This is a genomic window from Buchnera aphidicola (Uroleucon sonchi), from assembly GCF_011035165.1.
Lineage (GTDB): Bacteria > Pseudomonadota > Gammaproteobacteria > Enterobacterales > Enterobacteriaceae > Buchnera > Buchnera aphidicola_BE.
In genome coordinates this window covers 467,847-489,320 of the sequence record NZ_CP047588.1, presented here as the reverse complement: position 1 = coordinate 489,320, position 21,474 = coordinate 467,847, and the positions used below count along the sequence as shown (strand labels likewise).

Genomic DNA, 21,474 nt, shown 5'->3' with positions numbered 1-21,474 from the left:
AGTATAATTATAAATATTTTATACAAATATATTATAATTTTTAAAATATATATTCTTTAGGTTAGTTGATAAATGAATTTTTTAAATTTATATAAAACATATCAATATAGAGTTAATAAAAAATTATATTATATATTAAATAATTTATCTTTTAAAAAATCACATCTTTTAAAAGCAATGCAATATAGTTTATTTTCAGGAAGTAAAAGATTACGTTCATCGTTAGTATATGCAACTGGTGATATGCTTAAAGTACATATAACAACATTAGATGTAATATCTGTAGTTATTGAGTGTATTCATTCATACTCTTTAATACATGATGATTTACCTTGTATGGATAATGATAATTTGAGAAGAGGTCAACATTCTTGTCATATAAAATATGGTGAAGATATTGCTTTATTAGCTGGAGATGCATTACAAAGTCTTGCATTTAACATTTTATCAAATAGTCATATGCCACATGTATGCGATACTCAACGAATAAAAATGATTTCTGAATTATCTAAATCTATTGGTTCATCAGGTATGTGTATAGGTCAAATGTTAGATTTAGAATCAAAAAAAAAAATAATTAATGTATCACAGTTAACAATGATAAATTTATATAAAACTGCATATTTAATACGCTCTTCTATTCGTTTAACGTATTTTTCTTCAAATTATATTTCTAAATCAATTTTATCAACTTTAGATATTTTATCTATTTCTCTTGGTTTAGCATTTCAAATTCAAGATGATATATTAGATATAAAAAATGATTTAATGGTTAAAAAGAACACCTATCCTGCTATAGTAGGTCTAAAAAATTCACAAATTAAAATAAAAGAATTATATACAGAATCATTGTCAGCTCTCGATAATTTAGAGAAACAATCTTTTGATATAAAGATATTAGCACAATTAATAAATTTTATTATTCAATGTATTAAATAACTTTGATATAAGTGAGTACTTAATGAATTTGAATCTTAAAAAATATCCACTTTTATCTTTTGCAAGTTCAGTTAAAACATTACGACTGTTAAAAATTGAAGAATTACCAACATTATGCTCTGAGCTACGTAAATATTTATTAGATCTTGCTGCTATATCCTCAGGACATTTTGCTTCCGGTTTAGGTGTTGTTGAAATTACCGTTGCGCTGCATTATATCTATGATACTCCTTTTGACAATTTATTATGGGATATAGGGCATCAATCATATCCTCATAAAATATTAACTGGTCGAATGAATCAAATTAATAGTATCAGAAAAAAAAATGGATTACATGCTTTTCCTTGTAGAGATGAAAGTGAATATGATATTTTAAGTGTAGGTCATTCTTCTACCTCTATCAGTGCAGGTTTAGGTATGTCTATTGCAGCTACAAAAGAAGGGAAAAATAGAAAAACAGTTTGCGTTATTGGTGACGGAGCTATAACTGCAGGAATGGCATTTGAAGCGATGAATCATGCTGGAATGATTCAATCTGATTTTTTAGTAATATTGAATGATAATCAAATGTCTATTTCTAAAAATGTTGGAGCTCTTGATGTGCACTTAGCAAACTTAAGAAAAATTAAACATAACTACACAGATCAAATAAAATTTTCTATTACATCAAAAAATATTAATCATATTAATGATTATTTATGTTCAATATTTTCTCATTTAGGTTTTAAATATTTAGGACCATATGATGGTCATAATATTTTTTCGATTATTAAAATACTAAAAGATATTAAAAATAAACAAGATACTTGTATATTACATTTAATTACTAAAAAAGGAAAAGGTTATCCTCCAGCAGAATTAGATCCTATTAAATGGCATACAGTATCTTCAAGTACTATATCATCTTCTAAAAAAACTCTTAGTTATTCAGATGTTTTTGGTTCTTGGCTTTGTGAAATAGCTAAATTTGATGAAAAATTAATTGGTATTACTCCTGCAATGTGTGAAGGTTCTGGAATGTTAAAATTTTCCCGTCTTTTCCCCGATCAGTATTTTGATGTTGCTATTGCAGAACAGCATGCTGTAACTTTTGCTGCAGGGTTGGCAATCAGTGGATATAAACCAGTAGTTGCTATTTATTCTACTTTTTTACAAAGAGCGTATGATCAAATGATACATGATATCGCTTTACAAAAATTATCTGTATTATTTGCTATAGACCGTGGAGGAATTGTTGGTAATGATGGACCAACTCATCAAGGTGTTTTTGATTTAGCTTATTTAAGATGTATTCCAGGAATAGTTATTATGACGCCTAGTAATGAAAATGAATGTCGTCAAATGTTATATACTGGTTATATGTATAAAAAAGGTCCTTGTGTTGTAAGATATCCAAAAGGTAATGGAATTGGAACATTGCTAATGCCAATGAAGATTATTCCATTAGGTCAATCTTTAATAAAAAGATATGGAAAAAAAATAGCGATTTTAAATTTTGGCACTTTATTACAATATGCTTTTTTTGCTGCTAATAATTTAAATGCAACATTAGTTGATATGCGTTTTGTTAAACCTTTAGATCAAAATATGATTATAAATTTATCATATCAACATAAATTTTTTATCACTCTTGAAGAAGGCGTAATTTCTGGTGGGGCTGGCAGTGCTGTTAACGAATTTATGATGATGAAAAAAATTTGTCTTCCTGTTTTAAATATTGGTTTACCTGATTCTTTTATTCCTCAAGGTACTCAAGAGGAAATAAGACATGATTATCAGCTAGATGAAGAAGGTATTCATAGACAAATTTTTTGTTGGTTAATGCAATAATTAATATAATTATCTGTTGAGATAAAACTGTAATTTAATTATATCTTATCCTTATTATATCTTATTTTAAATGCAACTTTATCTAATACCCCGTTTATAAATTTATGACTATCCTCAGAACCAAATAGTTTGGCTAATTCAATACCTTCATTGATGGAAACCTTATATGGTATATCTTTTCTTTTATATAATTCATAGAATGAAATTCTGAGAATAGCTTTTTCAATATGCCCTAATTCTTTTAAAGACCTAAATAAATATGGTTTAATTAAATTATCTATATTTTGATAATGACATGTAACGCCAATGATTAATTCATAAAAATATGATATATCAATATTTTTTTTATTTATTTCTTTTAGAAATTGAATAGCGCTTTCTTTGATGTTATTCTTAGAAATTTCCCAAGAATATAGCATTTGTAAGGCGCATGCACGTGCTTTTCGTCGATAAGTTGGTTTCATATTAAAATTAAATTAAGCTCTTATTATTATATATATTAATGTAAAATTATTTCTTAGGAGATAATATTAATCTTATATCAGATCCTATTTGACGGATATCTTGAAATTCAAATTGAATTGCATTAGATATATGTAATATATTGTAGATCATGCATAATGATTGAGCTTCATGTCCTAATATTTTAGGTGCTACATATAAAATTAATTCATCTATTAAACTATTTTTCAATAAAAATCCTGATAATTGACTTCCTGCTTCAATCCAAACATTATTAATATCAGATTGTCCTAAAAATTTCAATAAATTATATATATTAATTTTATTTTCATATTTTTTTCCTATAATTTGTTTTATATGTTTAGGCCATATATTTTGATCGCGTTTTAATCTTATTAGCCAAATGTCACCTTTTGTTTGAATGATTTTATGAAATGGTTGTATACGATTTTGACTGTCTAAAATAACTCTAATTGGATATTGAAATATTTTTTTAGGAATTATAGATGATATTTTAGAATTAAATTCTTCGAAACGTATATTTAATCGTGGATTATCAGCGATAATAGTTGAACTGCTACTTAAAATAGCTGAGCTTTTTGCTCTAAACAATTGAACATCTTGACGCGCGCATTTTGACGTAATCCATTTACTTTCACCATTTTTAGTTGCAATTTTTCCATCTATTGATATAGCTAATTTAAGTTGTGTTCATGGTAAACCAGTATTCATTCTTTTAAAGAAACCTTTATTATATTTTTTTGATTCTTGAGATAATAAACCGATTTCTACTAAAACACCAGATTGTTTTAAGTATAAAACCCCTTTTCCAGAGACTTGTGGATTAGGGTCAATATTTGATATAATTGCACGATATATACCTGCTTTTACTAATGCATGACAACAGGGAGGAGTGCGTCCAAAATAGTTACATGGTTCTAATGTTATATAAATTGTACTGCCTTTAGCCTGTTTTCCTGCTATTTTTAATGCATTAATTTCTGCATGATCATCTCCTGATTGTTTATGCCATCCTTCTCCTATAATATGATTATTTTTTACAATCACACATCCAACATTAGGATTCGGTGCAGTAGTAAATTCTCCTAATTTACTAAGTGCAATTGCTCTTTTCATATAAAATATATCATTCATTTCAATCAACCTATTTTAGATGTATTGAGAACATGTTTTAATGAAAATGATTGAAACGGATATTATAAAAAAATATTTTTTTTATAAAGTAAATGTACATTTTTTAAAATTAGTCTAATATCTTTTATTCATATGTAAAAAATGGAAAACTTTTTTATATGTTGATTTAATAAATTTTTTTAGTTTTTTAAATATTAAAATATATCTTATAATTTTTTTATTATGTCTTGTATAATGATAATGATCTTGAAATTTAAATTGATTAATTAAAACTATTGAAATAATGATTTTTGAATAATGAATTTATTATAATGAAAATATTTTATGAACTATATTTTTATAAGATATGTCTTAAATGATAATTAATCTATTTAATTCATTAATATCTAATTGAAATTATTTATATTATTTTTTAAGAAAATATAAATGTAAAATCCAAAACTGGATAATTAAACAATTTTTTATATTTATATTTTTAATTAAAATTTTCGTACAAATAATAAAAAATCTAATTGTTAATTATATTATGAATATTTATACAAATTTTTATTGTAAAATTATTTTTTATCAATATAGTATTTTTTTTGAATAATTTATATACTTTTTGAGTATTAACTAAATTGAATCTAATATAAATTATAATGCATACTTTTTTAACTAATTATATATGCTATTTATTAGTAATATTACACTATGATTAATTAATATTATAATTATAATTTCTTAAATTATTATTAATTTTAAGTTAAAAAAATTATTTATTTTCAAGTATTTTTTAATCATAGAAAATAATTTATTCAGATTTAATACTATTATTTTATATCATAAATAATGATAAATCTATCATATTTAAAATATAAATTTTTTAAAAACATTTTAGTATTAGTTGTAAAAGTGTAATAATTGCAATTATAATATTATCATGGATAATACTTGATACCTATAATTTTATAAAAATATTTTTTATTATATTTCATCATTTAAAAATTATTTTTAAATTAGTTGATTGTATAATATTTAGTTTAATTATTAACACAATGTATACATATTTTATATTATAGTATTTTTTTTAAATTTTTTACTATGTTAATCATTTCCAAAGCAGCTAAAGCTGCTTCTGATCCTTTATTCCCCATTTTTAAACCAGATCGTTCAATTGATTGTTCAACATCATCTGTAGTTAATATTCCTAAAGTAATAGGTAAAAAATATTTTATGCTTATTTTAGAAAGATTGCTAATAGTGTCATGACTAATATATTTAAAATGATCTGTCTCTCCTTTTATAATAGTCCCTAAAGTAATAATAGCATCATATTTATTAGATTGTGCAATATAATTTGCTATAGTTGATATTTCATATGCTCCAGGAACATATACTGTCAAAATATTTTCTGAATTTACTTTTCCTAACCTTGTTAAGACATCTAATGCTCCTGATAATAAATGTTTGTTAATAAAATCATTAAATCTTGAAATGATTATAGCAATAGATGCATTTTTTGATATTATACCTGATTGAATTGTGTTCATATTTATTATTAACTTATTCTATTTGAAATATATAAAATTAATTATTAATTATTTAATATCCAGGCATATCCATAATGATTGTAAAATCCTGCTGATTTAGCCGCTTTTGCACCAACTCCTTCATATATATCAAAATGTTGGTTTTTAATTGCTCCACCTACATCTAATGCAATCACTAAACGGATTTCATATTCATTAATAAATACGCCATGTTTGTTAAGTATAGGAATTTTTAATAAAATTACACTTCCGCTTTTAATAATAGATTTATCTACGGCTATTGATGCTTTAGAAACTAGCGGAACAGCACTAGCACCATATGCTTCTTGTTGATTAGTCTCTTTAAAAAATACAAATGATTCATTTTTTTCAAATAAATTTTTCATTTCTTTTTCAGAATGTTTTTTACACCATAACTTAATGGCTTGCATAGACATGTTTTTTTGACTGATTTCCCCTTGATTAATTAAAATTTTTCCAATAGCTTTGTAAGGCCAACCATTTTTTCCTGCATAACTAAAGAATATTAATTGTTTATTATTTCCATAATCTATAAATGCACTTCCTTGAATTTCCATAATAAAATTATTTATTAAAGAGTTACTATAAGCTAAAATATATTTATTATCTAATGCTCCATTATATATATCTTTTCTTTTTGGCAAAATATGATATTTTTTGTGCATATCAGGCATAGAATAAATTGGATATTTAAAATTACCTGTTCTAATTTTTCTAGCTTGTACTATTGGTGTATAATATCCAGTTATTTTAATATGTCTATAATTATCTATTCCCTTCATTGGAAATAAATGAACTCCAAATTTATTTAATTCATGAATATTAGCATTATATTTTAACCAATGAGAAATTTTTGTATAAATTAATTGATTTTTTAAATATAATGCTGGAGAAAATTTTTTAATTTTTTCAATTTGTATTAAAAATAATCGAGAATTAATAATTTTTTGCTTAATATTTATTTTTTGTATTTTTGTTAAATGTTTGATTAATTTATTATCATGTTGATCTTCTTTATTATAAAAAATATTTTTAGCATATGCTTCTTTAAATAAAATAAAAAACATTAAAGATATTAAGATTATAATTTTTTTGTATCTCATCTTTTTTTTAACGTATTGAGTAATAAAAAATTTTAATTATTATTTGTTATAAAAAATATTGTAATCACTTTAATAAAGTGATATTATATTTATAATGACGCGGGGTGGAGCAGTCTGGTAGCTCGTCGGGCTCATAACCCGAAGGTCGTTGGTTCAAATCCAGCCCCCGCAACCAGAATAAATTATATTTTATGTTTTAATAATTTACCAATTATTTAATATATTAAATATAAAATAATAATAACATATATTATTTTATAATATAATATCATGAGATCACATATATTACTAATTCAAAATAAGATACTTAAGTAAGTAATTAATAATCAATTAACAGTTAATCTTCATAAAATATATACAATCAAAAATTTTTTTATTATAGTTGATATTATTAAAAATCCAGTGTCTTGTTAATAAATTATTTAATAATAATTAAATTTCATCTTAAACAACAATTTTATTTTTAATAAATTAAATTAAATTATTTTTATTAAGAATAGATTTAATAAATATGTCTTTTTTGGAAAATATATTTAAAGTTTTTTGAGATCTAGTAATTCCAGTATATATTACATCTTGATTTAAATAAGAAGAATACTTGTCTGGTAATATTAAAGTAGTATTTATAAATTCTGAACCCTGTGCTTTATGAACAGTAATAACCCAAGCTGTTTTATAATATTTTAAAATTTTTACCGGAATATTATGAATAGTATTATCTTTTTTTAAAAAAGATACCTGTAAAATACCATTTTGACTCATATTAGTAATTCCAATATTTCCATTAGATAAATTTAAATATTTACTATTTTTAGTTATCATAATGGGTTTACCTACATACCATAATGCTCCATTGATATAAATGTATTTTATCATGTGTTTTTGATGCATATTTTCTTCAATTTGCATGTTTAAGATATTTGCTCCAAACAAACTATTATTTAATACGCATAATATTTGATGATCTTGAAAAGTTTTTATTATATCAAGAATATTTTTTTTGTTATATATTTTTTCCCAAAAATATTCATTTTTTGCAGAAAGTTTTTCAATCATATTATCATATTTTTGTATAGAGTTTATATTATGAAAAAATATATTTTTTATTTTATTATTACAAGCATGTTGAATTAGTTTTATGTTTTGATTAATTACTGCATTTGATAATATATAAATACCAGAATTTTTATTAAATCGATAATTTTTTTGTAATATACATATATTATTACTAATTAATATATCTATTTTTGTTTTGATTTTTTTACATAGTTTATAACCTGTTATTTCTTCAATATTTATCATATTTTTAGAATTATAATTATAATTCACATGATGATAAATATATCTTAAAATAGATCCTGCCTCGATTGGACAAAGTTGATTATGATCACCAATAAAAATTAATTTTGTTTTTTTTGATACTGCAAATAATATTTTCTCCATCATTAAAATATCTACCATAGAAATTTCATCAATAATTAGAACATCTAAATCTAATAGATAGTTTTTATTAAAAGCACTTTTTTGTGAAATTTTATTAATTTCTAATAATTGATGTATGGTTTTTGGTGATAATATAATTGATTGTTTTTCTTTTTTAGAAAGATATATATCAAAAAGATTATTATTGATAATTTCTGATAAACGTGCTGTTGCTTTTCCTGTTGGTGCAGATAATTGAATTTTTATTATTTTTTTTGTATTTTTTATTAAAGCAATTATAATCTTTAATATAGTACTAGTTTTTCCCGTTCCTGGGCCTCCAAGAATAAAAATAATATTATTTAATAAAGCACTGGCAGTGGCTATTTTTTGAAAATCTTTTTTTTGATTTGGAAATAAATTATTTAATAAAATAAAACATTTTTTTTTATTAATTTTATTTTTTTTATTATGTGTTTCTAAATAATTTAAAATATTATTTTTTGCCTGCCACATTTTATAAAAATAAATCTTATGATTTTGAATAATGAAAGGAGTTAATTTAGAACCATTACTAAAAGATGAATGTCTTAATAATTCTGTTTCCCAATAAATTTTTTTATCTAATATCATTAATATTTTTTTAATAAATTTTTCATTTGTGCTAGAAAAAAAATTATTTTTTTTAAAATATTGAATGGGTAAAAATATATGACCTTTTTGGTTTTCATAACTCATACATGCTGCAACTAACATAATAATATTATTTGTTTTGCTAATAAATTTCGCAAAATCAAAATCAATTTGATGTATAATATTTTTTTGTACAGCTTTTTTCAATAAAATAATCATTTTTTATGAAATTAAATCAATAGTTTTTTTTATAAGATTATAATCTGGTATTGTATAAAAAATCCCATGATTTTCTTTTTTATTTTCTATAGCTCTTAAAAAAAAATAAAACACTCCACCAAAGTCAGATTGATAATGATAATCTTTAATTTTTTGTTTTAAATATTTATGTATTGCAACTGTATATATATGATATTGCAAATCATATCTATTTTTCATTATTTCTATTTGAATATTTTTTAGAGAATAACAAGTATTATCATCTCCTAACCAGTTAGATTTATAATCTAAAATATAATATTTTTTATTCCATATAAAGAATAAGTCAATACAGCCTGTTAATATTCCTTTTATTGGATTAAATGACAATGTTGGCAAATTAATATCATTAAAAGATTGAATAATTTTATTGAAATCTGAATTATATAAAATATTTTTTATTGGTAAAAAAAATTCTAATTCTTTTATACATGATATTTGTGTAATATTTGATAAACGCATATTTTTATCATTAAGAGAAATATTTAAAATATTTTTAATCCAAAATATTAATGTATTTGTCCATTTTAAAGAAATATTATATTTCTTTAATATATCAGAAAACCATTGATCTTCTTTAGTGGCTAATGTATTTAAATTTTTTAATATATCATGCATCATTAATCCAGTATTTTTTCCTTTCGGAAAATTATATATTGTTAATTTTTCATATTTTTTTTTTAATGTTTTATTATTATATTGATTCAATAATATTGTTGATTTTTGCAATTCAAACAAATTATTTTCTTTTTTTAATTTTGTAAAACTAGTGATATTCCAAATATTGTTATTTTTTTTATTATAATCAATAGGTTGATTAATTAAATAAATATTTTTTGTTTTAGATAGTATATATTTTTTTTTATTATTGCGTACTTCTAATATATTGTTGATACTTAATTGATTTAATTTTTTTAAAAAATTTTTATAATGCATAGGTTGGCCATTTTGTATAATGTATCCTATGCTACTTTTATGAATATCATTATCATATATTCTATTTTTTATTTTTTTTTTAATTAAACATGATAATCCAATGCAACAATGCACAATAGATCTAGTAATTGCAACATATAATAATCTTATATCTTCTGCTAATCTTTCTGTATCAGATATTTTGAAATATTTTTCATTGTGTGTAATATCTATGATTGCTTCATAATTTTTATTATGATAAATAGGTAATAAGGAAGAATTAAAATCAATTATAAAAGGTATCCAAACAATTGGATATTCTAAGCCTTTAGATTTATGTATGGTAATAATTCTAATAAATTGACATTCTGGATAATTTCTAATATATTCCTCTGGTAAAGGTTCTTTAGTATCTAATATTTTACTTTGAAACCAATGAATTAAAGATCTTTTTTTATTAAAATATTGAAATTTTTCTTGTAATATTTCTGCAATATGTAAAAAATTTAAATTTTTTATATAGTTTATGTTTAAGTCTATAATATCAGCATTTTTTTGATAATCTAGTATCATCACTTGAATCATATGAAATATACTAGTATTATTCCAAATTTCATAATATTCATATAATTTTTCAATCATATAATATGATTGATTATTATTTTTTTTCTGTGTTTTAGAAGAAATTACTTGCAAAATATGTGTTGAAATGGATTGTTGTAATAATTTTATATTCTCAGGCTCTAAAATTGATTCTAATATCCATAATAATTCTTGAGCATCAAGAATTTTAAATACACTATTTTTATCAGAATAATATATTGAAAATATATTTATTTTTTGTAATGCTTGTTTAATAATATTAGCTTCTTTTTTATTTTTTACTAATATAACAATATCATTAGGTGATAATATTTTTTCTTTATTAACAGTTATTATTTTAGCTTGCCCATTTTGTGCGCAAGTTAACCAATAACTAATTTCTTGGGCACATTGTTTAGCAATCCATAGCTGATATTCATCTAAATATATTTCAGTTTTTTTATGAACAAAAAATCTAATAGGAATTTGTGGTATGTCATTTATTAAAAAATTCATATGAACATTTTTTTTAGAAGATATAATTGGTGTATATGAAATCTCCGGGAGTATAAATGGATTATTATTTTGTGAAAATAAAAAATTAATACTATTACACATATTAACTGAAGAACGCCAATTAGTATCAAGGTAATAGTATTTTTTAATTTTAGATTTTATAGATAAATAAGAAAATACATCTGCTCCTCTAAAACTATATATTGCTTGTTTTGGATCTCCAATCAAAAATAATGCTGATTTTTCATTAGTTTTATATAGCAGATTGAATATTTTATATTGTACAATATCAGTATCTTGAAATTCATCAATTAATGCTATAGGATATGTTTTTCTAATTAATGTTCGTAAATTTTTTTCTTTTTTTAAAATCATTAAAACGTTACTTAATAAATCATCAAATCCTAACAATGATTGTTTTTCTTTTTCTTTTTTTAATAGTTTTTGAATTTTTTGCATAGCATATAATGCAACGATATATTTTAATGAAAAGTTATATTTTAATATTATCTCTATTTCTTTAAAAAGAATATATTCTATATTTATATAATATATTGTATTTTTTTTAATGTTTTCTTGAGAAAAATATTTTAATGCAATTGGAAGATAATAATCTTTTGTTTCAGATTCTGACCATTTTGTAATATTATTTATCCATCTAGATATATTAAATTGATTGTATATTTTTTTATTGATTTTTATATCATTCAATTTTTTCAAGATTGCAGGATAATGTCTTAACCATATTTTTTTAATGTAATCTATTTTTTTTATATTTTCTTCATGTAGCAAAATTAAATGTTTATTATTCAATATTTTTACATTATAGTTAAATAACTTCATATGTATAAAAGGTTTAATTATTTTTAATAGATCATTTGGATTTTTATAATATTGAAAAATAATTTTAATAATGTTTTCTGGCAAATGATATATATACAATCTCCAAAAGTCTTCTGTAGTTTTGATATATAAATTGTCTTCTTTATCAATGATTTTATCTTGAAATACATAATTTATATAAAAATTATTTGATTGTAATATTTTTTGGCAAAAACTATGTATTGTATAAATAGCGGCTTCATGTATATTATTTTTTGCTTTCTTTAAAATAGATACAGCTCCATTCATGTCTTTTATTTTTTTTAAAAACAATTTACATATAGGATCATTGGTATCAGTATTATTAACACAAGATAAATATAAATTATTAATTGTTTTTTTAAGACGAATATATAATTCTTCTTTAGCTGCATTTGTAAAAGTGAGTACAAGTATTTCATGTATACGAAGTTTTTTTTGATTTTGCACATCTCCTATGCCTAATAAACAACGTAAATATAATAATATAATTGTAAAAGTTTTACCTGTCCCTGCAGACGCTTCTATTAAGTTTATTCCATTCAGTAATATTTTAAAAATATCAAGTTTTTTTTTATTAGTCATATTTATGTTATTTTTTTTTATATTTTAGAGTTGGAATTAACCATGTTTGAGCTGTTTTACAAATTTTTTTAATATTATATTCATTTAATTCAATGAATGTTTTTTGAATATAAAAATCATTTTTTTCTCCTAAAGAAAAATTATTACCTATCCAAGTTTGAAGTAATTTTAAATGACTTTTATTTTTTGTTAAATTATCTGTTTTAATTATATCATTTTTTATATCATAGATTACATCTAACCAAGAAGATCCTGATTTTGTTAATAAAATTATTTTTTTGGTTCCTTTTATGTATCCTTCAATATATTTTAATAAATAAAAGTATGCGATATCAGGATTTAAAATAGAAAAAGACCATTTTTTTTTATAACCTATTATTTGACTTTCTCCAATACCTCCAGATACACAGTAAATTAAATGTTCCAACCATAGCACGAGACGATCACTATAATTAATTGTACCTGGTTTCCAACGCAATAAACCTATATCTTGTACTTCAGATAATAAACCATTAATTTGGTATTTTTTTATCTTTAAATTAATCTTTTTTTCTTTTGTATTATTTCTTAATTTTATTACTAATTTTGCTATACCCTGCATTTCTTCAATACTTTTTTCCCAGAACATTTTACCAAAAATACCATAAGGTAATTTTCCAGATGCAATATAATATTGAAGTAATTCATCAATATTTTCATGATATATAATTTTTTTTAATAAAATGTTTTTTATTTTATAAGAATCTAATGGATTCACTGAAAATGGTTCTGTTGTTTGTATAATATGTTTTGATCTATTGAATTGAATATTTAATCTGTGTTTAAAAAAATAACGTATTGGATTTTTCCAAAAATTAATAATATCTTGTAAACTTAATTTATTGGTTGATTTCTGATCTAAGAGATTTTGAGTATTAATTTTTTCCACAATATTTTTATATATATATTGTGACTTTTGTTTAATGCTTGCATTAATGGTGTTAACAGTATAAAAATTTTGTTTTTGATGTATTTTACAAATATTTTTTATTATATTTTTAGTATTGTCATGAATATTTAATTTTTTTTTACCACAAAAATAAAAATTTGATGCTATATAATTTAATAATTGATCAATTATACTAGGAGTATGTAGTTTATTATTTTCATTTTTAATAGAATATCCAACATAACTAATATAAAAATATTTTTGAGCACAAGATAGACTTTGCAAAAATAAATAACATGATTTTATATAATTGTTTAAATCTCCGATTTTAGAATATTTGTATAATAAGTTAAAATTATCTAAGTCATAATTTTGAGAAACACTGTAATGATCAGCTCCAATAATACATATTATTTTAAATGGAATATAGCATACAGTGTTAGAATGACAAAAATTGATTGCACCAGGCAATATACCTTGATGATTAATGTTATTAAATTTATTAAAAAATAAAATTGTTAATATATTGATTGAAATTTTATTTGAATAATTTGATGATATATTATCATCAATGATTTTTGTCCAATTTCTTTTAATAAGATTAAAAAATTTTATAGTATTTTCATTATAAGAAAAAAAATCATTAATTATATCATGTGCTAATAAACTCCAATATTGTATATATTGTGATTTTGATAATTTTTTTTGCCATTTTTTTAGTGTATTGATAAATATAATTAGTTTTGATATTAACTCTGATTTTGATTTATCAATTAAACTAGAAGATAAAATATTATTCCAAATATTTTTTGTATTATTCATAGAATAACTAAGCAATAATTTTTCTATACCATATAACCAAGTGTTTTGTTTATGTGGAAAAAATGATAAATAATTTTTATGTTTTTCATCAATAGCCCATCGAATATTTGTTTCTTCAATCCAATAGTATAGAATTTGAATTTCTTCATCTGAAATATTAAATTTATTTGCTATTTCAGGTATATCAAGAAATTCTAATATTTCTTTATTTTCAAATCGACTATTTGATAAATTTAATATTTTTTTAAATGATTCAGTAATTATTTTAGTTTGTTTATTAATATTTTGAACAATAAAAAAAGGTATTTGTTTTTTTTGATTTATCGCAGTAAATGTAGAATAAATATATGGAGTATAAGAATCAATAGATTTTGAAGTTACAATTATATCACCAGGTGATATAGATGGATTTTGATCTAATAATGCTAATAATGTTTTATATAGTATTTCAATTTCATTTTTTTTATTATAACAAATATGAATAGAAATTGAATTATCAGTTTTATTTAATAATCTTTTTTTATTCTTATAAAAATATTTTTTTTTTAAAAAATCGTTTTTAATATAATTTAGTAAATTATTTTCATGATATTTTTTAAAATAATTAATAATTTTTATATGTGAAGATTTTATTATATAATATTCATATATTTTTTCATATTTGCCCCATAATTGTATTAATGGATTAGTATAATTTTGTTTTTGCGATTTACTTTTAGAGAGAAATTTATTATTTTCAATTGTATTAAAAATATTATATTTATAAGGTGTAATATGTAAAAAATAAATATTAATATACACACTAATTTTTTTTAAAATATTTATATAAGCAGGATTTAGTGAAAAAGAAGAAATTACAAAAAAACGATGAGGCAAATAATCTATATTTATTTTTTTGGTTTTAACTAATAAATTAAAAGATTTAAACATATGTGCAAAATTGTTATAAGATTGATTATATTTTTGCATATCACTAATAATTAGTGTCCATAATTTTATTTGCCATATTTCATCATTTTCAATATTTGATATATTTACCCCTTGTGACCAAGAATTTATCCAATTCGGACGATAAAAAATATATTTTTTGAATATTTTTGCCATTAAAAAAGAAAATTTAAATTTTTCACTTTTATTAAGATTAATAAATTTTGTATCATATGTTTTTTTATCTAAAATTTTAATAATTTTCCACATCATTATTGAATCAGTAAAAAAATTTTTTATTTTTGTTTTAAATAATATTTTTCTCAATAGCTCCCAAAGAAAATTATCAGCATGATACAATTTAATATTTGCTGTTATTCCATTTTTTTTGGCAAGCCAGATATTTAAATATTTAAATAATATCTGATTGTCATAAATAAAAATTTCTTTTTCAAAAACATTTGAAAGAGGTTTTTCTTTAATAATTTGACTAGCTTTTGAAAATAACATATTTAAATAATTAGATTTGTAAACAAATAACATAAATACCTATTTTAATTCAGTAAACAATATTTAAATATTATTTAAATATCACAATATTTATTTTTTTTTATAAAGATGAACATCTAATTGAGGATAAGGCAAATTGATATTATTTTTATCTAATGCTTTTTTAAATTTAGCCATTAAATCCCAATATACTGGATTAAGATCATTATTTTTACTCCAACAACGTACAATAAAATTTAAAGAAGATGGTGCTAATTCGCTTAAACCTACAATGATATCTTTATCTTTTATTACTCGATCTTCTTGTTCGATGACTTGTCGTAATATTTTAATGACTAAATCGATATCACTATTGTAAGCTACACTGATAATAAATTCATTTCTACGTGAAGGCTCTCTTGAGTAATTAATAATATTATTAGATATAATTTTATTATTAGGCACAACTACAATTTTTCCATCTAAAGTACGTAACATAGTATAAAAAATATGAATATTTAAAACAGTTCCTGAAACATTTCCTAGATTAACGTACTCTCCAGTTTTTAATGGTCTAAATGTAACTAATAATACTCCAGCTGCAAAATTTGATAAAGAACCTTGTAATGCTAAACCTATCGCCATACCAGCAGCTCCTAATATAGCTATTACAGATGTTGTTTGTACCCCAATACGTCCTAATGAAGCAATTAATGCAAAAGTAATCATAATATATCGCATTAACGCAGAAAGAAAACCAGAAATAGTAGCGTCAATATTACGTGTAATTAATACTTGATTAACACCATTAGATACTACTTTAGACATAAACATACCAATAATTATAATTACAAAAGCTGATGTTAAGTTTATTATATATCCAAGTAATAATTCTTGATTGCGTATCAACCAATTTCCTGCATGATGTATATCATTTACTACGTTGAGTTCATTCATTATTATCTCGTTATGCTAAAATTTTAATAAGTATTGTAAAATATTATTATATATTTTAAAAAAATTATTAATATATTTAAAATTAATTAATTTTACGGAGAATATTTTTATTTATTCCCCGAAATAGGTTTTCATTATTAATGAAATGTCTATAAAATATTATAAGAATTCAATTCCTTAAACGATTTTTCTAATCGAAGTGACATTGATTCTTGTGCATGTCTTATCCATGATCTCGGATCATAATATTTTTTATTAGGTTTATTTTGATCATGTTTATTACCTAATTGATTTTGTAAAAATTCTTTATTTTTATTATAAAAATTTAACACTCCTTTCCATGTAGCCCATTGCATATCAGTATCAAGATTCATTTTGACAACTCCATATTGTATAGCTTCTTGGATCTCTTGCAAATTGGAACCTGATCCCCCATGAAATACTAAATTTAATGGATTATTTTTTAAATTATGCTTAGAACTAACATATTGTTGTGATTGTTTTAAAATACTTGGCTTAAGATCTACATTACCAGCTTGATAAACACCATGTATATTACCAAATGATGCTGCAATGCTAAAATTTTGACTAATTTTATTTAATATTTCATAAGCATAATTCACATCCTCAGGATGTGTATAAAGTAATTTTTTATCCATTGTAGTATTATCTATTCCATCTTCTTCTCCTCCTGTACATCCTAATTCAATTTCTAACATCATATTAATTTTATTCATTTTTTTAAAATATCTTTTACATATAGAAATATTATCTTTTAATTTTTCTTTAGATAAATCAATCATATGTGAAGTAAACAAGGGTTGATTATAATTAAAATAATGTTTTTTTCCTATTTCTAATAGTCCATCAATCCATGATAATAATTCTTTCGGACAATGATCTGTATGTAATATGACTGGAATTTTATAATGTTTTGCCATTAAATGAACATGTTGAGCACCAGATATAGAACCTTGAATTATTTGCTCTGCATAAGAAGAAAATCGATTTTTATATCCCGCAATAAATGATGCTCCTCCATAAGAAAATTGTATAATCACTGGAGATTTTACACGGGCAGCTGTTTCTAAAACAGTGTTTATAGAATCTGTTCCTATACAGTTGACTGCAGGAATCGCAAATTGTTTTTTTTTAGCTATTTCAAAAATAATTCTCGCTTCATTACCATTCAAAACGCCTGGACTAATTGTATTTAAAATATTCAATTGTTTTCCTATGCTTTTTTATATAATATGTTTTTAAAATTTTTTTCTAACATTTTTATTACAGGCAATGTATTGTTTTCTATAAATTCTAAAAATGCTCCTCCTCCAGTAGAAATATAAGAAATATTATTATGAATGTTAAACATATCAATAACAGATAAGGTGTCTCCTCCTCCAGCTATAGAAAAAGCATTACTATTCGCAATTGTTTTAGCAATCATTTCAGTTCCTACTCTAAAATATGGAAACTCAAATACTCCAACTGGTCCATTCCAAATAATCGTTTGAGCATTTTTAAGAATATTTAAAATTTTTTGAATAGTTTGATCGCCAATATCCATGATTTCTTCATCTTTTAAAATATTAGAAGTTAATTTTATTGTTGATTTTTCTGTTTTACAAAATTTTTTTCCAACACGAGAATCAATTGGTGTGATAATATTATATTTATCACGTAATTTTTTAGCTTCAAATATAAAATTTGGTTCATGTAACGATTTTCCAATATTATGATCAATAGCTAAAAAAGTATTTGCAATTCCTCCTCCAACAATAATTGTATCTGCAATTTTAGATAATGTATGTAATACATTAAATTTAGTTGATACTTTTGATCCACCTACTATTGCCACCATAGGACGTTTTGGATTTTTTAATGCGTTTTTTAAAGCATCGATTTCTTTGATCAAAAGAAGTCCAGCACATGCAATTTTAACAAATTTACCAATTCCATAAGTAGATGATTGTTTTCTATGAGCACTAGCAAAAGCATCCATTATAAATATATCGCAAAGATCAGCATATTTTTTAGATAGTATTACGCTATTATTTAATTCTCCTGGATTAAAACGAACATTTTCTAAAATAGCAATTTCTCCTGCTTTCAATGAAATATCTTTTAAAAAATTATTAGAAAAGTATATTTTAGTATTACTAAATTTTTTTTTAAAATATTCAAAAATAGGAAATAAAGAATATTTTTTTGTATATAATCCTTCTTTAGGTCTTCCTAAATGAGACATGATAATGACTTTAGCATTTTTTTGAAGAGCTAATTCAATAGTAGGTAATGCTGCTAATATTCTTGCATCAGATTGAATAATTCCATTTTCTATTGGAACATTTAAATCACATCGTATTAAAACTCTTTTATTATTTATATTAATTTGAGCTATTGTGTTTATAGTCATAATTATACCGTTTAATAATTTCATATTTTTAAAATATTTATTTATTTTTTAAATAATTCTTTAATCTATCATTCAAAATGATAGATTATAAATAAATAATATTTTTTAATTTTTTAACCATACTTTTATACCATCTAAAAACATTTGAGTAGATAGCATAATTAATATTAATCCCATTAGGCGTTCTAACGCATTTACACTTTTTTTACCAAAAATTTTTAAAAATACATTAGATAACAATAATACTACAATTGTAAAAAACCATGCAATTAACAATGATATCACTAGATAAAACATGTGATATAAATATTGATGTGATAATAACATAAGAGTAGCCAATAAAGATGGGCCTGCAATTAATGGCATTGCTAAAGGTACTAAAAATGGCTCTTCATATGAAGAAATATTATTATTTTTTCCAGTTTCAGAAGGAAAAATCATTTTAATAGAAATTAAGAATAAAATAATTCCTCCAGATATTGAAACAGTTTCAGTTTTTAAATTTAAAATTGTTAAGATTTTTTCTCCAAAAAATAAAAATAATAGCATAATAAATAATGCTATAATCATTTCACGTATAACTATAATCTTTCTTCTTTTTTCATTTAAATGCTTCAAAACTGTTACAAAAATTGGTAAATTACCTAACGGATCCATAATAAGAATTAATAATATAGTTGTAGAGATAATTTCGGTCATATTGATATATTATATCCTCTTATAATAGTATTCTTGTATATAATATTTTGAATATATTTATCATATAATATTTTTTAATATAAAATTTTCATTGCTATAATATATTTTAAATTTGAAAGAAATTTTTATACAAAAATAATTCTATTAATTGAATTATTAAAAATTTCTAATATTTTATCACTATTATATATTTCATCATCTGGAATTTATAATTATTTTTAGGAGACAGAATATTTTTTCTTTAACTATAATTATTATATTAAATAATAAAATATAATTGTTAATGTAAAAAATCTGTATATTAACTAATTATGAAAATTGTAGGTTTAGTAGGTTGGCGTGGTATAGTTGGATCGGTATTATTACAGAGAATGCAAGAAGAAAATGATTTATTAAATATTACCCCTGTATTTTTTTCAACATCTCAATTTGGTCAATATGGTCCTGTAATCAATAATATATCGTATGATATTTTAAAAAATGCTTATGATATTAATTCTCTTAAAAATATGGATATTATTATTACATGTCAAGGAAGTGAATATACCAATCAAGTATACCCCAAGTTAAGACAAAAAAATTGGAAAGGTTATTGGATAGACGCTTCTTCGGCTTTACGAATGGAAAACGATTCTATAATTATATTAGATCCAATAAATTATGATATGATTATAAGTTCTATTAAAAAAGGTATTAAAACATTTGTTGGTGGTAATTGTACAGTAAGTTTAATGCTTATGGCATTAGGCGGTTTATTTAAGCAAAAATTAATTAAATGGATAACTGTATCAACTTACCAGGCTGCATCGGGGGCAGGAGCTCGTCATATAATAGAATTATTAAATCAAATGGGTGCATTATATAGCACTGTTCAAAAAGATTTATTAAATAATTTAACTGCAATTTTAGATATTGAAAAGAAAGTGACTAATATGTCACGTAGTTCTAATTTTCCTACAGATTATTTTTCTGTTCCATTAGCAGGAAGTGTAATTCCTTGGATTGATAAAAAAATAAATACAGGTCAAAGTCGTGAGGAATGGAAAGCACATGCTGAAGCTCAAAAAATATTAGGATATAATAACTTTACCATTGAAAGTTTATGTATACGTATAGGAGCAATTCGCTGTCATAGTCAAACGTTTTTTATAAAGTTAACACAAGAACTATCTTTAAGAAATATTGAAGATATTATTAAACAACATAATCAATGGGTCAACGTCGTCCCAAATAATATATCAGATACATTATTAAAATTAACTCCAGCAGCTGTAACGAATACGCTCAATATACCAATAGGTCGTTTAAGACTATTAAATATAGGAAAAAAATATTTATCTGCTTTTACTGTTGGAGATCAACTATTATGGGGGGCAGCAGAGCCTTTAAGACGTATGTTAAATTTATTAATTAATTATTAA

Annotated in this window: 13 protein-coding genes, 1 tRNA gene and 1 pseudogene; 4 read left to right on the top strand and 11 right to left on the bottom strand. The window is 22.2% G+C overall.

Annotated elements, in window-relative coordinates; all coding sequences use genetic code 11:
* Positions 1-72 precede the first annotated feature (72 nt).
* Both GUU85_RS02175 and dxs read left to right on the top strand, forming a co-directional pair.
* Positions 73-939 carry a polyprenyl synthetase family protein gene (locus GUU85_RS02175; protein ID WP_163119510.1) on the top strand — a complete coding sequence of 289 codons (867 nt, stop codon included), beginning with the start codon at positions 73-75 and terminating at the stop codon, positions 937-939.
* 22 nt (positions 940-961) lie between these two features.
* Positions 962-2,770, top strand: a complete 1,809-nt coding sequence (dxs, locus tag GUU85_RS02170) for a 1-deoxy-D-xylulose-5-phosphate synthase (protein WP_163119509.1) — start codon at positions 962-964, stop codon at positions 2,768-2,770.
* 38 nt (positions 2,771-2,808) lie between these two features.
* Here the strand turns inward: dxs and nusB are convergent, their stop codons facing one another.
* From nusB to mltA, 4 genes and pseudogenes are all read right to left on the bottom strand, one after another.
* The gene (gene nusB / locus GUU85_RS02165; RefSeq protein WP_163119508.1) at positions 2,809-3,234 is read right to left on the bottom strand and encodes a transcription antitermination factor NusB; all 426 of its coding nucleotides are present in this window, start codon (positions 3,232-3,234) and stop codon (positions 2,809-2,811) included.
* Between the two features lie 46 nt (positions 3,235-3,280).
* A pseudogene (gene ribD / locus GUU85_RS02930) lies at positions 3,281-4,369 on the bottom strand (bifunctional diaminohydroxyphosphoribosylaminopyrimidine deaminase/5-amino-6-(5-phosphoribosylamino)uracil reductase RibD).
* Between the two features lie 1,073 nt (positions 4,370-5,442).
* Complete coding sequence (gene ribH, locus GUU85_RS02150; protein WP_163119506.1) at positions 5,443-5,919, bottom strand: 6,7-dimethyl-8-ribityllumazine synthase; 477 nt, start codon at positions 5,917-5,919, stop codon at positions 5,443-5,445.
* A 44-nt stretch (positions 5,920-5,963) separates the two neighbouring features.
* The gene (gene mltA / locus GUU85_RS02145) at positions 5,964-7,043 is read right to left on the bottom strand and encodes a murein transglycosylase A (protein ID WP_163119505.1); all 1,080 of its coding nucleotides are present in this window, start codon (positions 7,041-7,043) and stop codon (positions 5,964-5,966) included.
* A gap of 98 nt (positions 7,044-7,141) precedes the next feature.
* Here mltA and GUU85_RS02140 point away from each other — a divergent pair.
* Positions 7,142-7,218 (top strand) — tRNA-Met (locus GUU85_RS02140).
* 296 nt (positions 7,219-7,514) lie between these two features.
* Here GUU85_RS02140 and recD read toward each other — a convergent pair.
* The 7 genes from recD to GUU85_RS02105 form a co-directional block, all read right to left on the bottom strand.
* Positions 7,515-9,317, bottom strand: coding sequence for an exodeoxyribonuclease V subunit alpha (gene recD / locus GUU85_RS02135; protein ID WP_163119504.1), 1,803 nt, complete (start codon positions 9,315-9,317; stop codon positions 7,515-7,517).
* Positions 9,318-9,320: 3 nt separating this feature from the next.
* The gene (gene recB, locus GUU85_RS02130; RefSeq protein WP_254056356.1) at positions 9,321-12,815 is read right to left on the bottom strand and encodes an exodeoxyribonuclease V subunit beta; all 3,495 of its coding nucleotides are present in this window, start codon (positions 12,813-12,815) and stop codon (positions 9,321-9,323) included.
* A gap of 7 nt (positions 12,816-12,822) precedes the next feature.
* A complete protein-coding gene (recC, locus tag GUU85_RS02125; RefSeq protein ID WP_163119502.1) occupies positions 12,823-16,035 on the bottom strand; it encodes an exodeoxyribonuclease V subunit gamma in 3,213 nt (1,070 codons plus the stop codon).
* Between the two features lie 57 nt (positions 16,036-16,092).
* Positions 16,093-16,938 carry a small-conductance mechanosensitive channel MscS gene (gene mscS / locus GUU85_RS02120; protein WP_163119500.1) on the bottom strand — a complete coding sequence of 282 codons (846 nt, stop codon included), beginning with the start codon at positions 16,936-16,938 and terminating at the stop codon, positions 16,093-16,095.
* Positions 16,939-17,087: 149 nt separating this feature from the next.
* Positions 17,088-18,164, bottom strand: a complete 1,077-nt coding sequence (gene fbaA / locus GUU85_RS02115; RefSeq protein WP_163119498.1) for a class II fructose-bisphosphate aldolase — start codon at positions 18,162-18,164, stop codon at positions 17,088-17,090.
* Positions 18,165-18,172: 8 nt separating this feature from the next.
* The gene (locus GUU85_RS02110; RefSeq protein WP_163119496.1) at positions 18,173-19,354 is read right to left on the bottom strand and encodes a phosphoglycerate kinase; all 1,182 of its coding nucleotides are present in this window, start codon (positions 19,352-19,354) and stop codon (positions 18,173-18,175) included.
* Positions 19,355-19,459: 105 nt separating this feature from the next.
* Positions 19,460-20,053, bottom strand: coding sequence for a YhgN family NAAT transporter (locus tag GUU85_RS02105; RefSeq protein ID WP_163119494.1), 594 nt, complete (start codon positions 20,051-20,053; stop codon positions 19,460-19,462).
* A 311-nt stretch (positions 20,054-20,364) separates the two neighbouring features.
* On the opposite strand from GUU85_RS02105, the gene asd reads away from it, so the two are divergent.
* Positions 20,365-21,474: an aspartate-semialdehyde dehydrogenase gene (asd, locus tag GUU85_RS02100; protein ID WP_163119492.1), complete on the top strand. Its 1,110-nt coding sequence runs from the start codon at positions 20,365-20,367 to the stop codon at positions 21,472-21,474.